Raw genomic sequence first — 19,042 nt, forward strand, 5'->3', positions numbered from 1 at the left:
GGTGTCTTACGCCGCCGCCAGCTTGCGGGCCTTCTCCTGCGCCTCCTCGATGGAGCCGACCATGTAGAAGGCGGACTCCGGGAGGTCGTCGTGCTTGCCGTCCGCGATCTCCTTGAAGGAGCGGATGGTGTCCTGGAGCTTCACGTAGCGGCCGTCCAGGCCCGTGAAGACCTTGGCCACGAAGAACGGCTGGGACAGGAAGCGCTGGATCTTGCGGGCGCGCGCCACGGAGAGCTTGTCCTCTTCGGAGAGCTCGTCCATGCCGAGGATGGCGATGATGTCCTGGAGCTCCTTGTAGCGCTGCAGGATGCCCTGGATGCGGCGGGCCACGGCGTAGTGCTCGGCGCCCAGCACGTCCGCGGACAGGATGCGGCTGGTGGAGTCCAGCGGGTCCACGGCGGGGAAGATGGCGAGCTCCGCGATGGAGCGGTTGAGCACCGTGGTCGCGTCCAGGTGGGCGAACGCGGTCGCGGGGGCCGGGTCCGTCAGGTCGTCCGCGGGCACGTAGATGGCCTGCACGGAGGTGATGGAGCCCTTGGTGGTGGAGGTGATGCGCTCCTGCAGGCCGCCCATCTCCGTGGCGAGCGTGGGCTGGTAACCCACCGCGCTGGGGATGCGGCCCAGGAGGGCGGACACTTCCGAGCCGGCCTGGGTGAAGCGGAAGATGTTGTCCACGAAGAGGAGCACGTCACGGCCCTCCACGTCGCGGAAGTACTCCGCCATGGTCAGCGCGGAGAGGGCCACGCGGGCGCGGGCGCCGGGCGGCTCGTTCATCTGGCCGTACACGAGGACCGCCTGGCTCTTCTCCAGGTTGTCGGTCTGGATGACCTTGGTCTCCTGCATCTCGTGGTACAGGTCGTTGCCTTCGCGGGTGCGCTCACCGACGCCGGCGAACACGGAGAAGCCGCCGCGCTCCACGGCCACGTTGCGGATGAGCTCCTGCAGGAGCACCGTCTTGCCCACGCCGGCGCCGCCGAACAGGCCGATCTTGCCGCCACGGGTGTAGGGGGCGAGCAGGTCGATGACCTTGATGCCGGTCTCGAACATCTGCACGCGCACGTCCTGCTCCGTGAACGGCGGGGGCGCGCGGTGGATGGGCCAGTACTCGGTGGCGCTCACCGGGCCCATCTCGTCCACCGGCTCGCCAGTGACGTTCATGATGCGGCCCAGGGTGGCCTTGCCCACCGGCACCTGGATGGGGGCGCCCGTGTTGCTCACCGGCATGCCGCGGCCCAGGCCCTCGGTGGAGTCCATGGCGATGCAGCGCACGGTGTTCTCACCCAGGTGCTGCGCGACCTCGATGGTGAGGTTGTCCTTCTCCGCGCCCAGGTTGGGGTTGGTCACCTTGAGGGCCGCGTACACCTCCGGGAGCCCGCCGGGCGGGAACTCCACGTCGACCACGGGGCCGAGAACCTGCGTGATCTTGCCAGTCGTCGGGACTTGAGCGCTCATGGGACTCCTCTGCCTTGTCTCGTGTGGCGAGCGGCCGGGGCGCCGCCGCCCGTCAGGAAATCGAACCCCGAAGAGGGGTGTGGGCGGGCCCCCTTTACCGGGGGGTGCCCGGCAGGGTCAAGCCTCCCGGGTCCGCCTACGTAAGTCCCGCTTAGCGGAGCGGTGTCCCGGGCGCCAGTCCCTTGCCATTCCCCTCGGTCCTGCCTGCCCGGTGGGGGGCCCTGGAACGACGAAGGGCCCGCGCCCGGCGCTCGTGGGAGCGTGGAGCATCGGGCCCATCGTCTGAAGCCGAGGGAGTGCGACCGGGCGGGAGGCGGACTACTTGAGGGCCTCGGCGCCGGAGACGATCTCCATGAGCTCCTTGGTGATGACCGCCTGACGGGTGCGGTTGTAGAGCAGGGTGTAGCTGGAGATCATGTCCGTGGCGTTGTTGGTGGCGTTCTCCATGGCGCTCATGCGCGCGCCCTGCTCGCTGGCCACGCTCTCCAGCAGCGCCCGGTACAGCTTGATGTTCACCGCCTGGGGGACCAGCCGGTCCAGCACGGCCTGGCGGGACGGCTCGTACTTGAAGTCCACCAGGGCCGGGGCGGAGGTCACGGTCTCCGGGGCGGGGGTGGCGGCCTTCGTCGTGGCGGGCTGCAGCGGCAGGAGCTGCGACACGACCACGTTCTGGGTGATGGCGGAGACGAACTCGTTGTAGACGACGTAGACCGCGTCGACCTCGTCGTTGAGGAAGGCGGCGGCCAGCTCTTCCGCGACGTTGGCGGCGGAGCGGTAGTTCAGCGTCGCGTACAGGCCGGCGAAGTCCTTGCGGATGGACTGGCCGCGGTTGCGGAAGAAGTCGTTGCCCTTGCGGCCCACCGTGGAGACGCGCACCTGGAGGTTGCTGTTCTCGTACAGGTAGCGGTTGGCGCGGCGGATGACGTTGGAGTTGAAGCCGCCGGCGAGGCCGCGGTCGGACGTGAGGAGCAGCAGCTCCACGCGGCGGATGGGGCGGGTGGCGAGCAGCGGGTGCGCCAGCTCCTGGTCGGCGGAGCGCACGGCCAGCTCGGAGATGATCTGCTCCAGCGTCTGCGCGTACGGGCGGGCGGCGAGGATGGCGTCCTGCGCCTTCCGCAGCTTCGCGGCGGAGACCATCTTCATGGCCTTGGTGATCTGCCGCGTGTTCTTCACCGAGCGGATGCGCTTGCGGATGTCGCGAAGGGACGCCATGGACCGGAAACTCCTCGTAAGACGTGCGGCGCGCGCCCCGTGACAGCCCGGGCTGGCCATATAGGGACGGCGGGCCCCCTATATAGGCGGGGCGGAGGCCGGTCAACGGCGGGGTGCCCGGACCTGGGGCCCCTGCCCGCCGCCATGGCCCGTCCGGGGGCCGGGCGGGCGTGACCAGTTCCCGCCAGAGGGGCGCGGGTGGTGCTTTCCGAGCGGGGGGCTCCGGAAGAGAATGGCCCCTTCCGACCGTTCTGCGGGGTCCATGAAGGCTGGCGGCACGACCAGGGTGTGGGTACGCAGGGGCCTGGGGCTGCTCGGGCTGGCCCTGGCCGTCCTGCTGGGTCTGTCCCACTTCGTGCGCCTGCGCTACCAGGGCCGCATCGTGCCGCTGGCGGTCGCGCCGGAGGCCCCCATCGCCCTGGTGTTCGGGGCGGGGCTGGCGCCGGGCGCGGTGCCGTCGCCGGTGCTGGCGCAGCGGCTGGACGCGGCCATCGCGCTCTGGCGGCAGGGCAAGGTGCGGTCGCTGCTGGTGAGCGGGGACAACTCCGCGCCCTTCCACAACGAGACGCGGGCCATGCGGCGCTACCTGCTGGAGCGCGGCGTGCCGGAGGACGCGGTCATGGGGGACGAGGCGGGGCTGTCCACCTACGACAGCTGCCTGCGGGCGCACTCGGTGTTCGGCGCGGACCGGGCGGTGCTCGTCACGCAGCGCTTCCACCTGTCGCGGGCGCTCTTCATCGCCAACTCGGTGGGCATCGACGCGTGGGGCGTGGCGGCGGACGAGGGACGGGCGACTCCCTGGCGCTACACGGTGCGCGAGACGCTGTCCCGGGTGCTGGCGCTGGGGATGGTGCTCTTTGAGGTGAAGCCCGGCAGCACTGACGGCCAGCCGCCGACGGCTCCCCGCTGACGGGGGTTGGGCCCGCCAGGCAGGCGGGCGGCGTCCATTGCCGCTCCCGTCCGGGGGTCCCATTTTCGTGGGGACACGGAAGCTTTTCTCAACCGTCCCTGTCGAGGAGACCCCATGAAGTTCAACAAGCTCGGAGACGAGGATGTGGGCGAGTCCACCTCGCTGCGCCACCGGAACCCGGACACGGGAGAGGACGAGATCAACATCTCGGACCAGGACCTGGCGCTGTCGCCCCCCATGGAGGAGGAAGCGGATGCGCGGGACATCCTGCCGGATCAGATCCAGCGCTTCGGCCGGGGGGATGAAGAGGAAGAGGAGCGCGAGCTGACCGCGCAGCCGGACGAACCCGGACCGCGCGCCCAGTCGCCGGACCTGCTGCCCGAGGGGTAGCCGGGTCCAGCGGTCGGGTGCGGCGTAAAGAACAGGGCGCGTCCCCGTGAATGGGACGCGCCCTTTGTTTTCAGGCGGGGCCTCCACTAGGAGGCCCCGTTCGGCATAGGGCTAACGGCGCGAGGACTTCTTCGCGGCGGCCTTGCCCGTGGCCTTCTTCGTGGCCCCGCGCGTGGATGCGCCTTTCTTCGCCGTGGTACCCTTCTTCGCGGCGGTCTTGCCTGCGGACTTCTTCGCGGCAGCCCCACGCGTCTGAGCGCCCTTCTTCGCCGTGGCGCCCTTCTTCGCGGCGGCTCCGCGCTTCTGGGCCGCGCCCTTCGCGGCAGCGCCCTTCGCAGCGGTGGCTCCGCGCTTCTGGGCCGCGCCCTTCGCGGCAGCGCCCTTCGCGGCGGACTTCTTCGCGGCAGTGCCCTTCGCGGCAGCGCCACGCTTCTGAGCCGCGCCCTTCGCCGCAGCGCCCTTCGCAGCGGACTTCTTCGCGGCAGTGCCCTTCGCCGCAGCGCCCTTCGTGGCAGCGCCCTTCGCAGCGGACTTCTTCGCGGTGCCACGCGCGGGTGCGGCGGTCTTCGCGGCAGCGCCCTTCTTCGCGGTGGCGCCCTTCTTCGCGGCGGTCTTGCCCGTGGCCTTCTTCGCGGCCCCACTCGCGGGCGCGGACTTCTTCGCGGCGCCCTTCTTACCGGCCGCCTTGCGCGCTCCCGTCCCGGTGGAACCGGCTTCGGTCGGCGCCTCCGCTTCGGTGGCTTCGGCCTTCTTCGCGGCGCCCTTACGAGTGCTCTTCGGGGCCTTCACGGCAGGGGGCTCGGGCTCCTCGAACAGCTCTTCCTGCTCGGGGGCCTCCTCAGCAGAAACCTCGGCCTCCTCCTCGCCGGTGTCCTCGGCCAGTTCCTCTTCCAGCTCCTCCTCGCCGGACACCTCGGCCTCCCCGGCTTCGAGCTCGTCGGCGGCCTCCGCGGCTTCGAGCTCCTCCTCCTCGTCGGCCTCTTCGTCCTCGCCCGCGTCACGGGCCAGGGCGGCCAGGGCTCCCGAGTAGTCACCGCCACGGCCCGCGGGGGCCTCCTCCTCGTCCTCCAGCGCCTGCGCGGCCGCTCCGGACAGCGCGCCCTGGAGCACGGCGTTCATCGCTCGCGCGAAGGTGCGCTCCCCGAAGCTCTCCACCTCTTCCACGGGCGGAATCAGCACCTCGAGCATGTCCTTGAGCCTGCGGTACAGCCGCATCTCCCTCTTCTCGCCGTCCCAGGTACCGAAGACCCAGGTGTCGCCGTCCAGCGCGTCCACCCAGCCGGGCAGCGGCCCTCCGCCGTCCCCCTGCTCCTCCATCGCGGACTTGCGCGCGACGAACAGGTGCCGGTGCGGCCCCTTCAACCCGAAGCGCCACACGCCCGCGGCGGGCAGGCCCACCACCATCAGCCGGCTCTTCTCCAGGACGCTGGGCGCTCCCTCCTCGCCACGCAGCGGGAACAGCCGCACCTCGCCCTGGAACTCACCGCCGTTGAGCGCCTGGTACAGGTCCGCCAGGTCCTCGGGGAACGGGACGCCGCACTCCGTCTCCGCGCGGCGGACCTCCTCCGCCTGCACACCCTCCGAGGTCGCCTTCGCCGACTTGCGCAGTGCCTCCAACCACTCGTGCATGACCCCTCCACGACATCGACAGCCACCAGGGCTCGCACCTTATGGCGCCTTGGGCCCCCGTGAGCAGTGTGCATGTCGGGTTTCGTCCACCCGACGGCCTCTAGACATATTTGGACAACCTGACACGCCCGCCCCCTCCATCCCCCCTGGCCGCCTGCCCCGGGTCCAGGCAACCCGGATGGAAGCCCGGCCCCCCGGGCGTTAGGAAGGCGCCATGGCGCATCCCGTAAGCATCGAGGCGACGACCGAGACCTTCGACTCGCTCGTCATGGAACCCCGCGACGAGCTGGTGGTGGTGGACTTCTGGGGCCCCGGCTGCCCGAACTGCGACATCTACGCGGCCGCCGAACCGGAGCTCCTCAAGGAGCTGGACGGCGCCCCCATGCGCGTCGTCAAGGTCAACGCCTACGAGCACGAGGCCCTGGCCACCCGCTTCGGCCTGTTCGGCATCCCCACCTTCCTGCTGTTCCGCAACGGGAAGCTGCTGGGGAAGATGAGCCAGTACTACGGCAAGCCGTACTTCCTGGGCGTCATCCGGGACCACCTGCCCGGCGGCGCCAAGGCCCAGGCCTGACGCCTTCAGTCCCGGTAGCCGCGCGCCTGCAGCCGGAACAGGTGCGCGTACCGCCCGTCCAACGCCATCAGCTCGTCGTGGCTGCCCAATTCCTGCACCGTGCCGTTGTGGAGCACGGCGATCTGATCCGCCATGCGCACCGTGGAGAAGCGGTGCGAGATCACGATGGCGATGCGGTCCGCGGCCAGCGCCTGGAAGCGCTCGAAGAGGGCGTGCTCCGCCTCCGCGTCGATGCTCGCCGTGGGCTCGTCCAGGATGAGCACCTCCGCGTCGTCGCGCATGAACGCGCGTGAGACGGCGAGCTTCTGCCACTGGCCGCTGGACAGCTCCTGGCCCTTCTCGAACCAGCCGCCCAGCATCGTGTCGTACTGCGCCGGCAGCGCCGCGATGACCGAGTTCGCCCCGCCCTGCTCCGCCGCCCGCTCGATGCGCGGCCGGTCCTCCAGCGCGGGCACGTGGCCCAGGCCGATGTTCTCCGACACGCTGAACTGGTAGCGCACGAAGTCCTGGAACACCGCCCCGAAGCGCCCGCGCAGGTCGTCCGCGTCCATCCGCGCCGTGTCCACGCCGCCGTAGAGAATCTGGCCTTCGGTGGGCTCGTACATGCGCAAGAGCAGCTTCACCAGCGTGCTCTTCCCCGCGCCGTTCTCCCCCACCAGCGCCAGCTTCTGGCCGGGCTTGAGCGTGAGGTTCACGTTGCGCAGCGCCCACGCGTCCTTGCCCGCGTAGCGGAAGGAGACGTCCTTCAGCTCGATGGCGTTGTCGCGTCCGCGCGGCGGTGAGACCGCGGGCAGCACGCGCGGCGTGTTCTCCACCGTGGGGATGTCCAGGTAGGCGAAGAGGTTGCTCATGAAGAGCGCGTCCTCGTACATGGAGCCCACGCTGGTGAGGATGCCCTGGAACGCGGCCTGCCCCTGCCGGAACACGGCCAGGTACAGCACCATGTCGCCCACGGAGATGCCGCCTGCCGCGGCCTTGCTAGCCACGAAGAGGTAGCAGCCGTAGAAGGCCGCCAGCGACAGCAGGCCCAGCCCCAGGCCCCACACCATGCGCTTGCGCGCGAGCGCCCGGTCCTCCGAGAAGAACTTCTGGAACAGGTCGCGGTAGCGCCCCAGCACCAGCGGCCCCAACCCGAAGAGCTTCACCTCCTTCACGGTGCTGTCACGCGTGAGGATCCACTCCAGGTAGTTGAGCTTGCGGCCCTCCGGCGCGCGCCACGAGTACAGCCGGAAGCCCTCCGCCGCCAGCCGCGCCTCCGCGATGAACGCGGGGATGGACGCGGCGAGCAGCACCACCACGCTCCACGGCGACAGCGCCACGAGCAGCACCGCGTAGGTGGACAGGGTGATGACGTTGCGCACGATGCTGAACGCCTGCATCACCAGCGACAGCGGGCGCGCGTTCGCCTCCCGCCGCGCGTTCTGCATCTTGTCGTAGGTGTCCGAGTCCTCGAAGTGCTTCAACTCCAGGTCCAACGCCTTCTGGAGGATGCGCTCGTTGAGCAGGTTCCCCAGGTGCGCGCGCAGGAGGTCCTTCGTCAGCGTGAGCCCCCGGTCCACCACCGCGGAGGCCACCATCAGCGCGAACTCCGTGGCCACCAGGCTCACCACGCGCGAGCTCGCCGCCGCGTCGCCCTTCGCCGCGGCCACCACCGTGTCGACGATGAGCTTGCCCACCCACGCGATGCCCGCTGGCAGCACCGCCGCCACCAGCGTGAGCACGCCCAGCACCACCGCGCCGCGGGGGCTCGCCCGCCAGAAGAGGTGGAAGGTGCCCGGTAGCTGCTTGAAGAGGACGCCCGCGTTCTTCAGACGGGCCCGGAGCGACGGCGGTGATGAAGGCAGGGGACGTGGCAAGGTGCCGCCCCTCATAACGCTCCGGCACGCGCCGCGCTGGACTTCCCTGCTTTCAGGAAGCGGGGGCGCCCTTGCCGTCCGGCAGGGCGGTGGGCGGGGCGACGTGCCGTGAGACGAGCACGTCGCAGCGCGAGTGCCGCAGCACGCCCTCTGTCAGCGCGGTGGGCGGGTTCGCGGAGGACATGCCCAGCGTGAGCAGGTCCGAGTCGCGCTCCCTCGCCTCCGCGAGGATGCACTCGCATGGGTCTCCGAAGCGCAGGCGGAGCTCCATCACCCGGCCCGTCTCCCGGTAGGGCGCCAGGAAGCGCCCGAGCGCCCTTCGCGCCGCGTCCTCGCGCTCCTGCCGCAGCCGCAGCTGCTCCGCGAGCGGGGCATGCTCGTCCTCGCGCAGGTCCACCACGTGCAGCACCTCGATGGGGGTCGAGGCCGGACACAGGCGCATCGTCAGCTCCAGCCCCCGGCGGGACTCGCGCGAGAAGTTCACCGCGACGAGGGGCCGGTGGTAGACGCGGCCCGGGTGCGGCATCACCACCAGCACGGACGCGTCCACCTCACGCACCAGGCGCATCACCATGGCGTCGTCCGGCAGCGGCTTCCCCGGCTGGGGCAGGTGCGGCCGGCCCACCACCAGCACCTCCACGCCCTGGTCCTTCGCCAGCTCCGCCGCCTCGTGCGGCGCGTCACCGGTGCGCAGCTCCTCGCGCACATCCACGTCCGGCCGCTGCCGCAGCCGCTTCGCCGCGGACGTCACCGACCGGCGCAGGCACTGCTCGCCGTCCACCGCCCCATCCGGGCCGGCGTGGCCATCCAGTGACGGGCTCACGTGCAGCACGCTGAAGGCCGCCCCGTGCGCGAGCGGAAGCCGCAGCGCGCGGGCCAGCGCGAACTCGGATTGCAGGGAGAAGTCCAACCCCACCGCCACCCGTCGCAGTCCCCGCTGTGCGCGCGGGAGGCCGTCGGGCAGCAGGGGCAGGCTCCTTCTGGAAGACACGTTTGGCCTCATCTCGACTCCCTTCCCCCTCACCGCGGGACGCACCGCGGAAGGGCTTGCCGCCTCACGCGGGCCCTCATGGACATACATTCAGACCCGTCGGTGGATGTGCCACCCGTCTTTTGCGGGGATGCCGCGTCCGCAGCCCGACGGCGCGGCACGCGAGCGGCGTGGCCGGCGGGACGCTCCGGCGGGGGCAGGCGGACAGGCCTTCCATCCTCTGGACGCCGTCCTGTTTCTGTAACGTTTTCAGGGCGCCGCACCGCTTCGTTCAAGGACTCCAGGGCAGGCGTGCGTTCAGGGCCGCCATTTCAACGGGTTGAGACGTTCACCGCCGGACCTTGGGAAACGGGGGCGCTTTCGGAGGTTCGGCCAGCCCTTTGCAAAGACCTCTGCACGGCTTCTCACGAGGCCATGGGCGGCGGGTCGGACGGCAGGACGCAAGGGAGCGGGAACATGCGAGGGGTCATCACCGGACGTGAGGTGGTTGCCAACCTGGGACTCATCTACCGGGAGTTCGGAACAGCCTGTGTGTTGCGCTGCCTCTGGGTGATGCTCAGCGGGAAGTCCACCACCTTCCTGGAGGTGGCATGTCCCTGCGAGAAGATGCGGCAGTGAGCACACGCCGCTGAAGACAGCTCGGGCCGCGGGGAGCACGAAGGCTTCCGCGGCCCGAACGGCTTCAACGGCGGTTCAGTGAGGCGTCGCTAGCGCTGATACGGATCCGCGTCACCGCGACGCACTTCCTCGCGCTCGTCGGTCTTGTCCTTGATGGCGTGCTTCACGTCCTCGACCACGCCCTTGACCTTGCCCTTGAGCGTGTCCGCCTTGCCCTCGGCCTCCAGCGAACGGTCGCCCGTCGCAACGCCCACGGTTTCCTTCACCTTGCCCTTGGCCTTGTCAGTCCACTCGCCCATGGCGTCCTCCTGACGTCGGTGTGTGAATCGTTGTGGAAGACAACGTGCTCACGTCACAGGCGCGCGGCAGGTGACGGTGGCTCGTCCGCACGGCCGCCCTGCTCGGGCCGCGACAGGCCGGAATGTCATGCAATGGACAGTACGCGGCGCGCGATGAGACGACACGCGCCCTGCCCTCCCTACCCGTTGCGTCCCTGTTATTCGCGGAGACCCGGGAGTCTGGATGGCAAGACGAAGACGTTGCATTGACGCATCCGCACTTCGCCCTCAGGCTTGAGCCGTTCAACCGGATCCGTCACCCGATGACTCAGCCATCCCCCCCTTCGACCCAGGCGCTGCTCTTCAAGCTGCTCTTGCTGCGCACGCTGGTCGTCACGGTGGCGGTGGCGCCGGCCATCTACGTCGACATGCAGTTGCTGGAGGTGGACGCGAGCAACGTCGGGTTCGTGCTCGGCGTCGTCACGCCCATCGTCATTGGCGGGCTGGCGCTGGTGGTGCCCATTGGCGCGGTGGGCGCGCTGCTCAGGCACGCGGTGGAGGCGAAGGCGAGTCCCGCGGAGCGGCTGGGGCGGCTGTTGCGGCTGCCGGGCGTGCTCACGTTCGTGGAGGCGCAGTCGGGCTGGTTCCTGGGCGGCATCTTCTTCAACGGCGCCATTGGCCTGGCGCTGGACCGGCCGCCGCGCGTCATCCTGGTGGGCGTGGCGGTGGCGATGAGCGCGGGGCTCTTCAGCGCGCCCATCATGTACATGCTCTACGAGAAGGCGCTGGCGGCGGTGACGCTGGAGGCGTTCCGCCGCGCGCCGCACGAGCGCCCCGCCGGTGAAGGGCTGTTCCTGCCCCGGCAGAGCTGGTTCCTGCCGGCCATCGTCGTGTCCGCGCTGCTGATTACGTGCATCACGAGCATCGCCACGTTGCAGCTGCGGCTGGAGAAGAACCTGTCGTCGCTGGCGGACGACCTGGAGCTGTCGGGCGAGTACCGGGGCGCGGCGCGGGTGCGCGCGCGCATCCAGCCGTTGCAGCGCGATTTGACGCTGCCGGTGGCGTTCCTGGGTGGGTTCGCGGCGCTGGGGGCCATCTTCACGGCGGCATGGGCGGCGCGCCGGCTGGCGCAGGGCGCGAGGGCGGTGGGGGCGTCACTGGACGCGCTGGTGGAGGGCCGCGCGGCGCCGCCGCAGTGGGTGTCCACGGATGAATTGGGTGACCTGTCCGCGCGCACGTGGCTGCTCTATGAGCAGTTGCAGGAGCTGCCCCGGGCGCTGAGCTCGTCCGCGGGGCACCTGGCGAAGGCGGGCACGCGGCTGACGGAGGCGAGCGACCAGCAGAACCGGACGCTGTCGCGGCAGGCGTCCGCCATCCACCAGGCGCGCACGACGGCGCAGGAGATCCAGCAGATGTCGAAGCTGGCGGCGAGCCGCGCGGGGAGCATCCTGCAGGTGGCGGAGCGCGCCGCGGCGATGGGCAAGCTGGGCGAGGAGTCGCTGGCGGGCACGGAGCAGGGGCTCGACGACATCCGGGGCCTGACGCACGGCCTGAATCAGCAGGTGGTGGACCTGGGCACGCGGGCCCGCGAGGTGGGCCGGGTGTCGGAGGTGGTGAAGTCGCTGGCGGACCAGTCGCACATGCTGGCCATCAACGCGGCCATCGAGGCGAGCCGCGCGGGCGAGCAGGGCCGGGGCTTCGCGGTGGTGGCGCGGCAGATGCGCGAGCTGGCGGATCAGTCCATCAAGGCGACGGGCCAGGTGCGCGGCCTCTTGGAGGGCATGGAGACCGCCACGGGTGAGGCGGTGGCCACCGCGGACAAGAGCTCCGCGGGCGTGGAGGCGGCGCTGGTGCCGCTGCGCAAGAGCGGCGAGCGGCTGCGGGAGCTGATCAAGCTGACGCACGAGTCCGCGGGGGCGGTGCGGCAGATCGCCGAAGCCGTGGCGCAGCAGCACGCGGGCGTGGATCAGCTGTTCAGCGCGGTGAGTGAAATGGACGAGCTGATGGCCGCGACGCTGCGGCAACTGGGCACGACGCAGGAGGCGGCGACGGCGGTGGCCCAGGCGACGGGGCAGGTGTCGGAGCTGGCCGAGCGCTACGTTTCCTAGTCTGGCCTTCCGTCTGTCATTGCGTTAGCCTTCACGCCGGTCGAAAAACGGCGGACCGGTTCGGTGAGCCCCGGTCACTTCCATGGTGGAAGCACTTGTCCGTCTCCTTCGGGATTCAGGACCCACGGCCCTTCGAAGGCACTCGTGTGCCTTCGCGAGGTCCACCATGAAGCTGAATCACCTTGATCTGCGGGTCCCCGACGTCCAGGCCACCGCCCGCTTCTTCACGCGCTACTGCGGCTTCACGTCGCACGCGAAGAACCATGACTCGCCCGCCATCGCCATGCTCGGGGGGACGGATGGCTTCGTGCTCATCCTCCAGCGCCGCAAGCGCGACTCCGACGTCTTCCCCGAGGACTTCCACGTCGGCTTCCTCCAGGACTCCGAGGCCCCCGTGCTCGCCTTCCATGAGCGCGTGAAGGCGGACGGCCTGGAGGTGTCCGACGTCATCCGCAACAACCGGGGCACCCTCGTCTACTGCCGCGCCCCGGGCGGCATCCTCGTGGAGGTGAGCTGCCGCCCCGGCGCCGTGTAACCCGCGCCCCTTCAGCCGCTCCGCGCCATGCGGAGCGGCTCGTCGTCCTCCATGGGCGGCACGTACGGCCAGCCCTTCAGCGGACCCTTGCCGGCTTCGCGCGTGAGGTAGTCCGCCGCGATGTTCGCGCTCTCCATGATGGTCAGGAGCCCGCTTCCCGGGTGCGTCCCACCGCCCACGAAGTACAGCCCCTCCACCTGCGCGTTCTTCACGCGCGGCCGCAGCGGGCCCAGTTGCAGCCAGGTGTGCGACAGGTTGAACACCGCGCCCCGGAACACGTTGAAGTCGTCCCGCCACGTCTCCGCCGTGAAGTAGCGCTCCGCCTTCACGTGCTCGCGCAGATTCCTGATGCCCACCTTCTCCAGCATCTTCGGGATGCGCTCGCGCAGCGTCGCCTCCGTCTTCGCCCAGTCCACCGGACGCGCCGTGTTGGGCGTGGGCACCAGCACGTACAGCGTGGAGTGCCCCTTCGGTGCGCCCGTGCCGTCCGTCACGCCCGGGTTGCACACGTAGAAGGGCGGGTCGTCCACGTCCACTGTGCGGTCCTCCAGCGCGTCCCGGTCCGTGCGCCTCGCGCTCTCCGACAGGTAGATGAGGTGGTGCGGCAGGTCCGCGTACGTCGTGTCCACCCCGTAGTACGCCATGAACGTGCTGCACGAATACTTCGCCCGCTCCAGCGCCCCGTCCGACAGCCGCGTGCCCTCCCGCAGCTCCGGCGCCAGCAGCTTCTGCGCCGCGTACGCGAGGTCCGCGTTCACCACCACCGCGTCCGCGTCCAACACCTCGCCATTCGCGAGCTTCACGCCCACCGCGCGCCCGGCCTCCGTGCGCACGCGCTCCACCGCCGTGCCCATCCGGAACGTCACGCCCAGGTCCTGGGCGCACTTCATCATTCCTCGCGCCAGCTCCCGGAAGCCGCCCTGCACGTGCCACACGCCGAAGCACAGCTCGATGAACGGAATCACGCTGAACACGGAGGAGCACGTCGTCGGGTGCAGCCCCAGGTACTTCGACGGATACGCCAGCGCGTACGTCATCCGGTCGTCGTGGAAGAACGAATCCAGCTGCCGGTAGAGCGTCTGCCACGGCTTGAAGCGCAGCGTGGGCGCGAGCCGCCAGGGCGCGTAGTAGTCCAGGCTGCCCGCGTTCGTGCAGATGAACTTCTCGTACGCGAGCGCGTACTTCCGCCGCCCGTCCTCCATCCACTCCTGGAGCGCGCGCCCCTTGCCCGCGCCGAACTTCTCCAGGTCCTGGCCCATCCGCTCCAGGTCCTTGCGCGTGTCCAGGTGCGTGCCGTCCCAGAAGTGCACGCGCGTGTTCGGGTCCACGGGCACCAGCGTGACGTAGTCCTCCAGCCGCTTCCCCGAGCGCCAGAAGATCTGCTTCAGGATGCCGGGCAGTTGGAGGATGGACGGGCCGGTGTCCACCGCGTACTCGCCGCCCTCCCCCAGCGTGAGCCCCTTCATCCGGCCGCCGGGCACCGGGTCCTTCTCCACCACGGTGACCCGGAAGCCCTGCCCCGCGAGGTTGATGGCGGCCGTCAGGCCCCCCGGGCCCGCGCCCACGACGATGACGTGCTGAACCATGTGCCTCACGATGCCCGGCCCCATGCCGCCTGGCGACTGTCCCTTGAGGACGGCCCGCGCGAAAAAGCGTTTCCGTCCGGGACTCCGGGCGCTCCGCCGGGCGTTGGCTCCAGGTCGGACCCGCCCCTTCCCCGAAGGAGCGTTCTCTGGAAGACGGGCCACCATCCTGAATCCACAGGGTGCCCGGCCTCTTGTAGCCTGCGACGCGCATCCATGAATCCCCCCTCGGAGGCCCGCCCACAGGAAGTCCTGCTGTTCACCCTGGAGCGGCAGCGCTACGGCCTGCCCGTGGAGGACGTGCGCGAGCTGGTGCGCGCCGCGCGCCTCACGCCCCTGCCCCGGGCACCCGACGTGGTGGAGGGCCTGCTCAACCTGCGCGGGGAGCTGCTGCCCGTGCTGGACCTGCGCCGCCGCTTCCGCCACCCCGCTCGCGCCCTGTCCCCCATGGACCACTTCATCGTCGCCTCCGCTGGTGGACGGCGGGTGGCGATGCGCGTGGACCGGGCGGAGGGGCTGCACGCCGTCGCCCCCGGGGAGTGGGACGCGTCCCCCCGCGAGCTGCCGGGCGTGGGGTTCGTGGCCGGGGCCGCGAAGCTCCCGGACGGGCTGGTGCTCGTGCACGACCTGCGATCCTTCCTCTCCGAGGCGGAGGCCCTGCAACTCGACAGCGCGCTCGGAGCCCTTCCGGAGCCTGCTTGATTGGCGGCGTCCTCCCCTCGGGCTTCAAGGAGGTGCTCGCCCTGGTGGAGGAGCGCGCGGGGCTCGCCGCGCCCAGCTGCCTGGCGGCCGCGCTGGAAGGCATCCAGCGCGCCATGGCCCGCGCCAACCAGGACGACGTGGAGGTCTACCTGCGCGAGCTGTCGTTCGACAACGCGCTCCTGGACGACCTGCTCACCGAGCTGACCATCGGGGAGACGTACTTCTTCCGCACCCACGAGCACTTCGACCACCTGCGCCGCGTGGTGCTGCCGGAGTTGCGCGAGCGCCAGGGGCCGGACCACCTGCTGCGCGCGTGGAGCGCGGCGTGCTCCTCCGGTGAAGAGCCCTACTCCATCGCCGCGCTGCTGATGACCGAGGGCTGGGAGGAGCGCATGACGGTGCGCGCGACGGACGTGTCGCGCACGGCGCTCCAGCGCGCCCAGCAGGCCCGCTACACGGACTGGTCCCTGCGCGGCCCCTCCGCGGACCGCATGCGTCCCCACCTCAAGCAGGAGGGCCGCTTCTACCTGCTGTCGCAGGACGTGAAGCGCCACGTGCAGCTGGGCTACCTCAACCTGGCGCTGGAGACGTGGCCTTCCGCGGAGAGCGGCCTCTGGCAGATGGACGTCATCTTCTGCCGCAACGTCCTCATCTACTTCAACCGCGCCACCATCGAGGGCGTGGCGCGCAGGCTCCATGCGTCGCTGAATGACGGCGGGTACCTGTTCACGGGGCCGTCGGATCCGCCGCTCGGGGACTACGCGCCGTTCGAGCCCGTCCTCACGGAGTGGGGCGTGCTGTACCGCAAGCCCCTGGCCGGCTCGAACGCCGGGCACTTCGTCCCGCTCCAGCCCCTGGCGCCCCTGCGCGCGGATGGCACTCCCTTCCCCGTGGCCACGCCGGGCGCGGCCTCCGGTGGACGTCCCGGATCCGGTTCGTTCCCCGTGGCGGGGACCCGGCCGGCTCCGGCCGGAGGCGCTGGAGGCGCCGCGCAGGGACCGCTCGCCGCCGGGATGCCCGCGACGGCCGGAGCGGCTGGCGCGACCGCGGGTGTCTCCCCGCCGTGGACGTCCAGGCCCGCGGGAGCGGGGACTCCCGGGACCGGCACCTACGGCGCTCCCGCTCCGGGCCTCGGAGCTCCTGGCGGTGGTGCGCCTGCTCCGGGCCCCGGACCTTTCGGCGGCGGTGGGCCCACTTCAGGCCTGGGGCCTCCGGGGGGCGACGCGCCTGCTCCGGGCCTCGGACTTTTCGGCGGCGATGGGCCCGATTCGAGCCTTGGAGCTTCCGGCGGCGGTCCCGCTTCAGGCTTCGGGGTTCCCGGCGGTGCGCCCTCATTGGGGGGCGCCCGCTCCGGCGCCACTCCCGCTTCGGGGACGCCGGCGGTCCGCACAGGGGATGCGTCCACTTCGGGCACGCGGACCCGCTTCACGCTCAGCGTGGAGGCCCTGGAGGCCGTGCGGGTGGCGCTGGCCCGGGGCGACTGGCGCGAGGCGGCCCGGCGGGCGGGGGCCCAATCGGCCGACCCGGAGGGCGCCCTGGCCGCGGTTCGTGCACTGGCCAACCTGGACCCGCGCGCGGCGCTGTTCGCCTGCGCGGAGGCCGCGGTTCGTCACCCACTGGTCGCCGGTCTGCGGTATCTGGAGGCCTTGCTGCTCCTGGGACAGGCGCGGCTGTCCGACGCGGAGAGGTCCGCCCGGCAGGCGCTCTACCTGGAGCCGGGGCTCGCGGTGGGCCACCTGCTCCTGGGCCACGTGCTGCGCCGGCAGGACCAACCCGCCGCCGCCGCCCGGGCCTACCGCGAGGCGGAAGGGCTGTGCCGGAAGCTGTCGCCAGAGGCGCTGGTGCCGCTGGCGGAAGGTGAGCGGGCCGGGGCGCTGGCGGACGTGGCCCGCGCGGAGTGGCGGCGCCTGGAGCGGACCGAAGGCTAAAGAGGCGAGCGGATGCCGAAGCGCGAGGGAAACATCGACTGGGACAAGGCCCGGGCCCGGCTGGAGGCGCTGGAGCGCGCCACCGAGGCACGCGACACCTTCACCGACGAGGCGGCCCTCGCCGCGCTCGACGCGCGCGCCCTCTCCCTGGCCCGCCCCGCGGAAGTCCCCGTGCTGCCCGGCAGCCAGCGGGAGATGGTCCGCTTCAAGGCCGCGGGCCAGACCTACGCCCTGGAGTCGCGCTTCATCCTGGAGGTCATGCGCGCGCCGGAGCTCACCCTGCTGCCGGGCGCGCCGCCGCTCTTGCGCGGCCTGACGCTGCTGCGCGGCGAGGTGCTGCCCGTGGTGGAGCTGGCGCCGCTGTTCGGCCGGCCCGCGGCGCAGGGCGTAGGCCCCGTGCTGGTGGTGGGAGTGGCCCGCGCGGAGCTGGGCCTGCGCACGGATGAGGTGATGGAGGTGGTGGTGCTGACGGGCACGGAGCTGCTGCCCGCGCCCCCCTCCCTGGAAGAAGAAGCGGGCGCGCTGGTGTCCGGCGTCAGCCCCGACGGCACGCTCGTCCTGGAGGGAGAGGCCCTCCTTGGCGACGAGCGTCTCGTGTTCGAGCTTTCCGAAGAAGGAGTCGCATGAGCATCGGGAATCGCATCGCGCTGGGCTTCGGGCTGTCCCTGCTGGTCCTGCTGATCATCGCCGGCGTGGCCTTCCAGGGCGCCCAGCAGCTCACCACCACCACCGAAGGCCTGCTGGAGTCGCACAACAACTACAAGCTGCTGCGCGAGGTGCGCGCGCTCATCGTGGACGCGGAGACCGGCCAGCGCGGCTTCATCCTCACCGGTGACGACAGCTACCTGCGCCCGTACCAGAACTCCCTGAACGAGCTGCGCGCGGACCTGGACGCCCTGCGCCCCGCGATGGCGAAGTACGCCGACCAGCGCACACGCTTCACGAAGCTGGAGCCGCTGGTCGTAAGCAAGCTGGACGAGCTGGCGGAGACCATCCGCATCCGCCGTGAGCAGGGCTTCGACGCGGCCGTGGCAGTGGTGAAGACCAACCGCGGCCAGAAGGAGATGGAGACCATCCGGGAGATCATCTACGACATGCGCGACACGGAGGAGGAGCGCTGGAAGCAGTACTCCGACGCCGCCACCCAGGCCGCGCAGCGCAGCGTCTGGGTGCTGGCGCTGGGCACCCTCCTGGGCCTGGCCATCGTGGGCGTGGGCAGCTTCGTCATCACCCGCGGCATCACCGACCCGCTGCGCAAGCTCACCTTCGGCGCGGAGCAGCTGGGCAAGGGCGACCTCACCCACCGCATCGACGTGCGCGGCAAGGACGAGATGGCCGACCTGGCCGGCGCCTTCAACGGCATGGCGGAGCGCCGCCAGCAGGCGGAGATCCAGCTGGCCAAGCAGGCCGAACAGCGCGAGCACACGCTCAAGACCGTGGCGGAGTTCGTCAACCAGCTGGCCGGCGCGTCCTCCGAGATCCTCGCCAGCACCACCGAGCAGGTGGCCGGCGCCCAGGAGCAGGGCACCGCCGTCACGGAGACGGTGAGCACCATCGAGGAGATCACCAAGACGTCGGAGGAGGCCGCCGGCCGCGCCCGCGCGGTGAGCGAGTCCGCCCGTCACTCGGAGGAGGTGGGCCGCTCCGGCCGCCGCGCCGTGGAGGAGGCGGTGTCCTCCATGGGCGCCGTGCGCGACCAGGTGGAGTCCATCGCGTCGCGCATCCTGGCCCTGGCCGAGCAGGCCCAGGCCATTGGCGACATCATCACCACCGTCAATGACATCTCCGAGCAGACGCACATGCTCGCGCTCAACGCGTCCATTGAAGCCAGCCGCGCGGGCGAGCACGGCCGCGGCTTCGCCGTCGTGGCCTCCGAGGTGAAGGCCCTGGCGGACCAATCCAAGAAGGCCACCGCGCAGGTGCGCCAGATTCTGGGGCAGATCCAGAAGGCCACCCACGGCGCGGTGATGACCACGGAGGAGGGCACCAAGAGCGTGTCCGCCGCCACGCGCGTCGTCACGGAAGCCGGCGCCACCATCCAGCAGCTGGCGGACCTGCTCACGCAGGCGTCGCTCACGGCCGCGCAGATCGCCGCGTCCGCCAACCAGCAGGCCACCGGCATCGGGCAGATCCGCCAGGCGATGCACGACGTGAACCAGGCCACGCAGCAGGGGCTCATCTCGTCGCGGCAGACGGAGCGCGCGATGCAGGACATCAACGCCATGGGCCAGAAGCTCAAGGGGCTGCTCGGGGAGTTCGGTCGCTAACCCATGCCC

17 protein-coding genes are annotated in these 19,042 nt (G+C 70.9%); 10 read left to right on the forward strand and 7 right to left on the reverse strand.

Annotated elements, in window-relative coordinates; genetic code table 11:
• Positions 1-6 precede the first annotated feature (6 nt).
• A complete protein-coding gene (gene atpD, locus ACX114_RS37340) occupies positions 7-1,452 on the reverse strand; it encodes a F0F1 ATP synthase subunit beta (protein WP_014400285.1) in 1,446 nt (481 codons plus the stop codon).
• A gap of 318 nt (positions 1,453-1,770) precedes the next feature.
• Positions 1,771-2,664 carry an ATP synthase F1 subunit gamma gene (gene atpG, locus ACX114_RS37345; protein WP_459292416.1) on the reverse strand — a complete coding sequence of 298 codons (894 nt, stop codon included), beginning with the start codon at positions 2,662-2,664 and terminating at the stop codon, positions 1,771-1,773.
• A gap of 262 nt (positions 2,665-2,926) precedes the next feature.
• On the opposite strand from atpG, the gene ACX114_RS37350 reads away from it, so the two are divergent.
• On the forward strand, positions 2,927-3,574 hold the full coding sequence (locus tag ACX114_RS37350; RefSeq protein ID WP_459292418.1) for a SanA/YdcF family protein: 648 nt from the start codon (positions 2,927-2,929) through the stop codon (positions 3,572-3,574).
• A gap of 114 nt (positions 3,575-3,688) precedes the next feature.
• Positions 3,689-3,964 (forward strand): hypothetical protein, encoded by a 276-nt coding sequence (locus ACX114_RS37355; RefSeq protein ID WP_120560922.1) that lies wholly within the window; start codon positions 3,689-3,691, stop codon positions 3,962-3,964.
• A 111-nt stretch (positions 3,965-4,075) separates the two neighbouring features.
• Here ACX114_RS37355 and ACX114_RS37360 read toward each other — a convergent pair whose 3' ends face one another.
• Complete coding sequence (locus ACX114_RS37360) at positions 4,076-5,593, reverse strand: SMI1/KNR4 family protein (protein ID WP_459292420.1); 1,518 nt, start codon at positions 5,591-5,593, stop codon at positions 4,076-4,078.
• Between the two features lie 214 nt (positions 5,594-5,807).
• Here ACX114_RS37360 and ACX114_RS37365 point away from each other — a divergent pair, with 214 nt between their 5' ends.
• Positions 5,808-6,167, forward strand: a complete 360-nt coding sequence (locus ACX114_RS37365) for a thioredoxin family protein (RefSeq protein WP_014400290.1) — start codon at positions 5,808-5,810, stop codon at positions 6,165-6,167.
• A 5-nt stretch (positions 6,168-6,172) separates the two neighbouring features.
• Here the strand turns inward: ACX114_RS37365 and ACX114_RS37370 are convergent, their stop codons facing one another.
• Together ACX114_RS37370 and ACX114_RS37375 are read right to left on the reverse strand one after the other, a co-directional pair.
• Positions 6,173-8,038, reverse strand: a complete 1,866-nt coding sequence (locus ACX114_RS37370) for an ABC transporter ATP-binding protein (RefSeq protein WP_459292423.1) — start codon at positions 8,036-8,038, stop codon at positions 6,173-6,175.
• A 37-nt stretch (positions 8,039-8,075) separates the two neighbouring features.
• Positions 8,076-9,014: a universal stress protein gene (locus tag ACX114_RS37375; RefSeq protein WP_459292425.1), complete on the reverse strand. Its 939-nt coding sequence runs from the start codon at positions 9,012-9,014 to the stop codon at positions 8,076-8,078.
• Positions 9,015-9,470: 456 nt separating this feature from the next.
• On the opposite strand from ACX114_RS37375, the gene ACX114_RS37380 reads away from it, so the two are divergent.
• A complete protein-coding gene (locus ACX114_RS37380) occupies positions 9,471-9,632 on the forward strand; it encodes a hypothetical protein (RefSeq protein WP_014400293.1) in 162 nt (53 codons plus the stop codon).
• A gap of 89 nt (positions 9,633-9,721) precedes the next feature.
• Here ACX114_RS37380 and ACX114_RS37385 read toward each other — a convergent pair whose 3' ends face one another.
• Positions 9,722-9,931 (reverse strand): CsbD family protein, encoded by a 210-nt coding sequence (locus ACX114_RS37385; protein WP_014400294.1) that lies wholly within the window; start codon positions 9,929-9,931, stop codon positions 9,722-9,724.
• Between the two features lie 302 nt (positions 9,932-10,233).
• On the opposite strand from ACX114_RS37385, the gene ACX114_RS37390 reads away from it, so the two are divergent.
• Both ACX114_RS37390 and ACX114_RS37395 read left to right on the forward strand, forming a co-directional pair.
• On the forward strand, positions 10,234-12,018 hold the full coding sequence (locus ACX114_RS37390; protein WP_459292427.1) for a methyl-accepting chemotaxis protein: 1,785 nt from the start codon (positions 10,234-10,236) through the stop codon (positions 12,016-12,018).
• A 166-nt stretch (positions 12,019-12,184) separates the two neighbouring features.
• A complete protein-coding gene (locus ACX114_RS37395; RefSeq protein WP_459292429.1) occupies positions 12,185-12,553 on the forward strand; it encodes a VOC family protein in 369 nt (122 codons plus the stop codon).
• 11 nt (positions 12,554-12,564) lie between these two features.
• Here the strand turns inward: ACX114_RS37395 and ACX114_RS37400 are convergent, their stop codons facing one another.
• A complete protein-coding gene (locus tag ACX114_RS37400) occupies positions 12,565-14,139 on the reverse strand; it encodes a phytoene desaturase family protein (protein ID WP_459292431.1) in 1,575 nt (524 codons plus the stop codon).
• Positions 14,140-14,352: 213 nt separating this feature from the next.
• Here ACX114_RS37400 and ACX114_RS37405 point away from each other — a divergent pair, with 213 nt between their 5' ends.
• The 4 genes from ACX114_RS37405 to ACX114_RS37420 are packed head-to-tail and all read left to right on the forward strand — an operon-like array spanning position 14,353 to position 19,033.
• The gene (locus ACX114_RS37405) at positions 14,353-14,838 is read left to right on the forward strand and encodes a chemotaxis protein CheW (RefSeq protein ID WP_459292433.1); all 486 of its coding nucleotides are present in this window, start codon (positions 14,353-14,355) and stop codon (positions 14,836-14,838) included.
• Positions 14,835-16,766 carry a CheR family methyltransferase gene (locus ACX114_RS37410; RefSeq protein ID WP_459292435.1) on the forward strand — a complete coding sequence of 644 codons (1,932 nt, stop codon included), beginning with the start codon at positions 14,835-14,837 and terminating at the stop codon, positions 16,764-16,766. Before ACX114_RS37405 ends, ACX114_RS37410 begins: the two co-directional genes overlap by 4 nt.
• A gap of 12 nt (positions 16,767-16,778) precedes the next feature.
• The gene (locus ACX114_RS37415; RefSeq protein ID WP_459292437.1) at positions 16,779-17,393 is read left to right on the forward strand and encodes a chemotaxis protein CheW; all 615 of its coding nucleotides are present in this window, start codon (positions 16,779-16,781) and stop codon (positions 17,391-17,393) included.
• Positions 17,390-19,033 (forward strand): methyl-accepting chemotaxis protein, encoded by a 1,644-nt coding sequence (locus ACX114_RS37420; protein WP_459292439.1) that lies wholly within the window; start codon positions 17,390-17,392, stop codon positions 19,031-19,033. The genes ACX114_RS37415 and ACX114_RS37420 overlap by 4 nt, the downstream gene beginning before the upstream one ends.
• Positions 19,034-19,042 lie beyond the last annotated feature (9 nt).

The organism is Corallococcus sp. M7 (assembly GCF_054512695.1).

Bases quoted from the DNA above. Each gene is read 5' to 3' on its own strand.
- atpD (WP_014400285.1), bottom strand. From the start codon at position 1,452: ATGAGCGCTCAAGTCCCGACGACTGGCAAGATCACGCAGGTTCTCGGC.
- atpG (WP_459292416.1), bottom strand. From the start codon at position 2,664: ATGGCGTCCCTTCGCGACATCCGCAAGCGCATCCGCTCGGTGAAGAAC.
- ACX114_RS37350 (WP_459292418.1), top strand. From the start codon at position 2,927: ATGAAGGCTGGCGGCACGACCAGGGTGTGGGTACGCAGGGGCCTGGGG.
- ACX114_RS37355 (WP_120560922.1), top strand. From the start codon at position 3,689: ATGAAGTTCAACAAGCTCGGAGACGAGGATGTGGGCGAGTCCACCTCG.
- ACX114_RS37360 (WP_459292420.1), bottom strand. From the start codon at position 5,593: ATGCACGAGTGGTTGGAGGCACTGCGCAAGTCGGCGAAGGCGACCTCG.
- ACX114_RS37365 (WP_014400290.1), top strand. From the start codon at position 5,808: ATGGCGCATCCCGTAAGCATCGAGGCGACGACCGAGACCTTCGACTCG.
- ACX114_RS37370 (WP_459292423.1), bottom strand. From the start codon at position 8,038: ATGAGGGGCGGCACCTTGCCACGTCCCCTGCCTTCATCACCGCCGTCG.
- ACX114_RS37380 (WP_014400293.1), top strand. From the start codon at position 9,471: ATGCGAGGGGTCATCACCGGACGTGAGGTGGTTGCCAACCTGGGACTC.
- ACX114_RS37385 (WP_014400294.1), bottom strand. From the start codon at position 9,931: ATGGGCGAGTGGACTGACAAGGCCAAGGGCAAGGTGAAGGAAACCGTG.
- ACX114_RS37390 (WP_459292427.1), top strand. From the start codon at position 10,234: ATGACTCAGCCATCCCCCCCTTCGACCCAGGCGCTGCTCTTCAAGCTG.
- ACX114_RS37395 (WP_459292429.1), top strand. From the start codon at position 12,185: ATGAAGCTGAATCACCTTGATCTGCGGGTCCCCGACGTCCAGGCCACC.
- ACX114_RS37400 (WP_459292431.1), bottom strand. From the start codon at position 14,139: ATGGTTCAGCACGTCATCGTCGTGGGCGCGGGCCCGGGGGGCCTGACG.
- ACX114_RS37405 (WP_459292433.1), top strand. From the start codon at position 14,353: ATGAATCCCCCCTCGGAGGCCCGCCCACAGGAAGTCCTGCTGTTCACC.
- ACX114_RS37415 (WP_459292437.1), top strand. From the start codon at position 16,779: ATGCCGAAGCGCGAGGGAAACATCGACTGGGACAAGGCCCGGGCCCGG.
- ACX114_RS37420 (WP_459292439.1), top strand. From the start codon at position 17,390: ATGAGCATCGGGAATCGCATCGCGCTGGGCTTCGGGCTGTCCCTGCTG.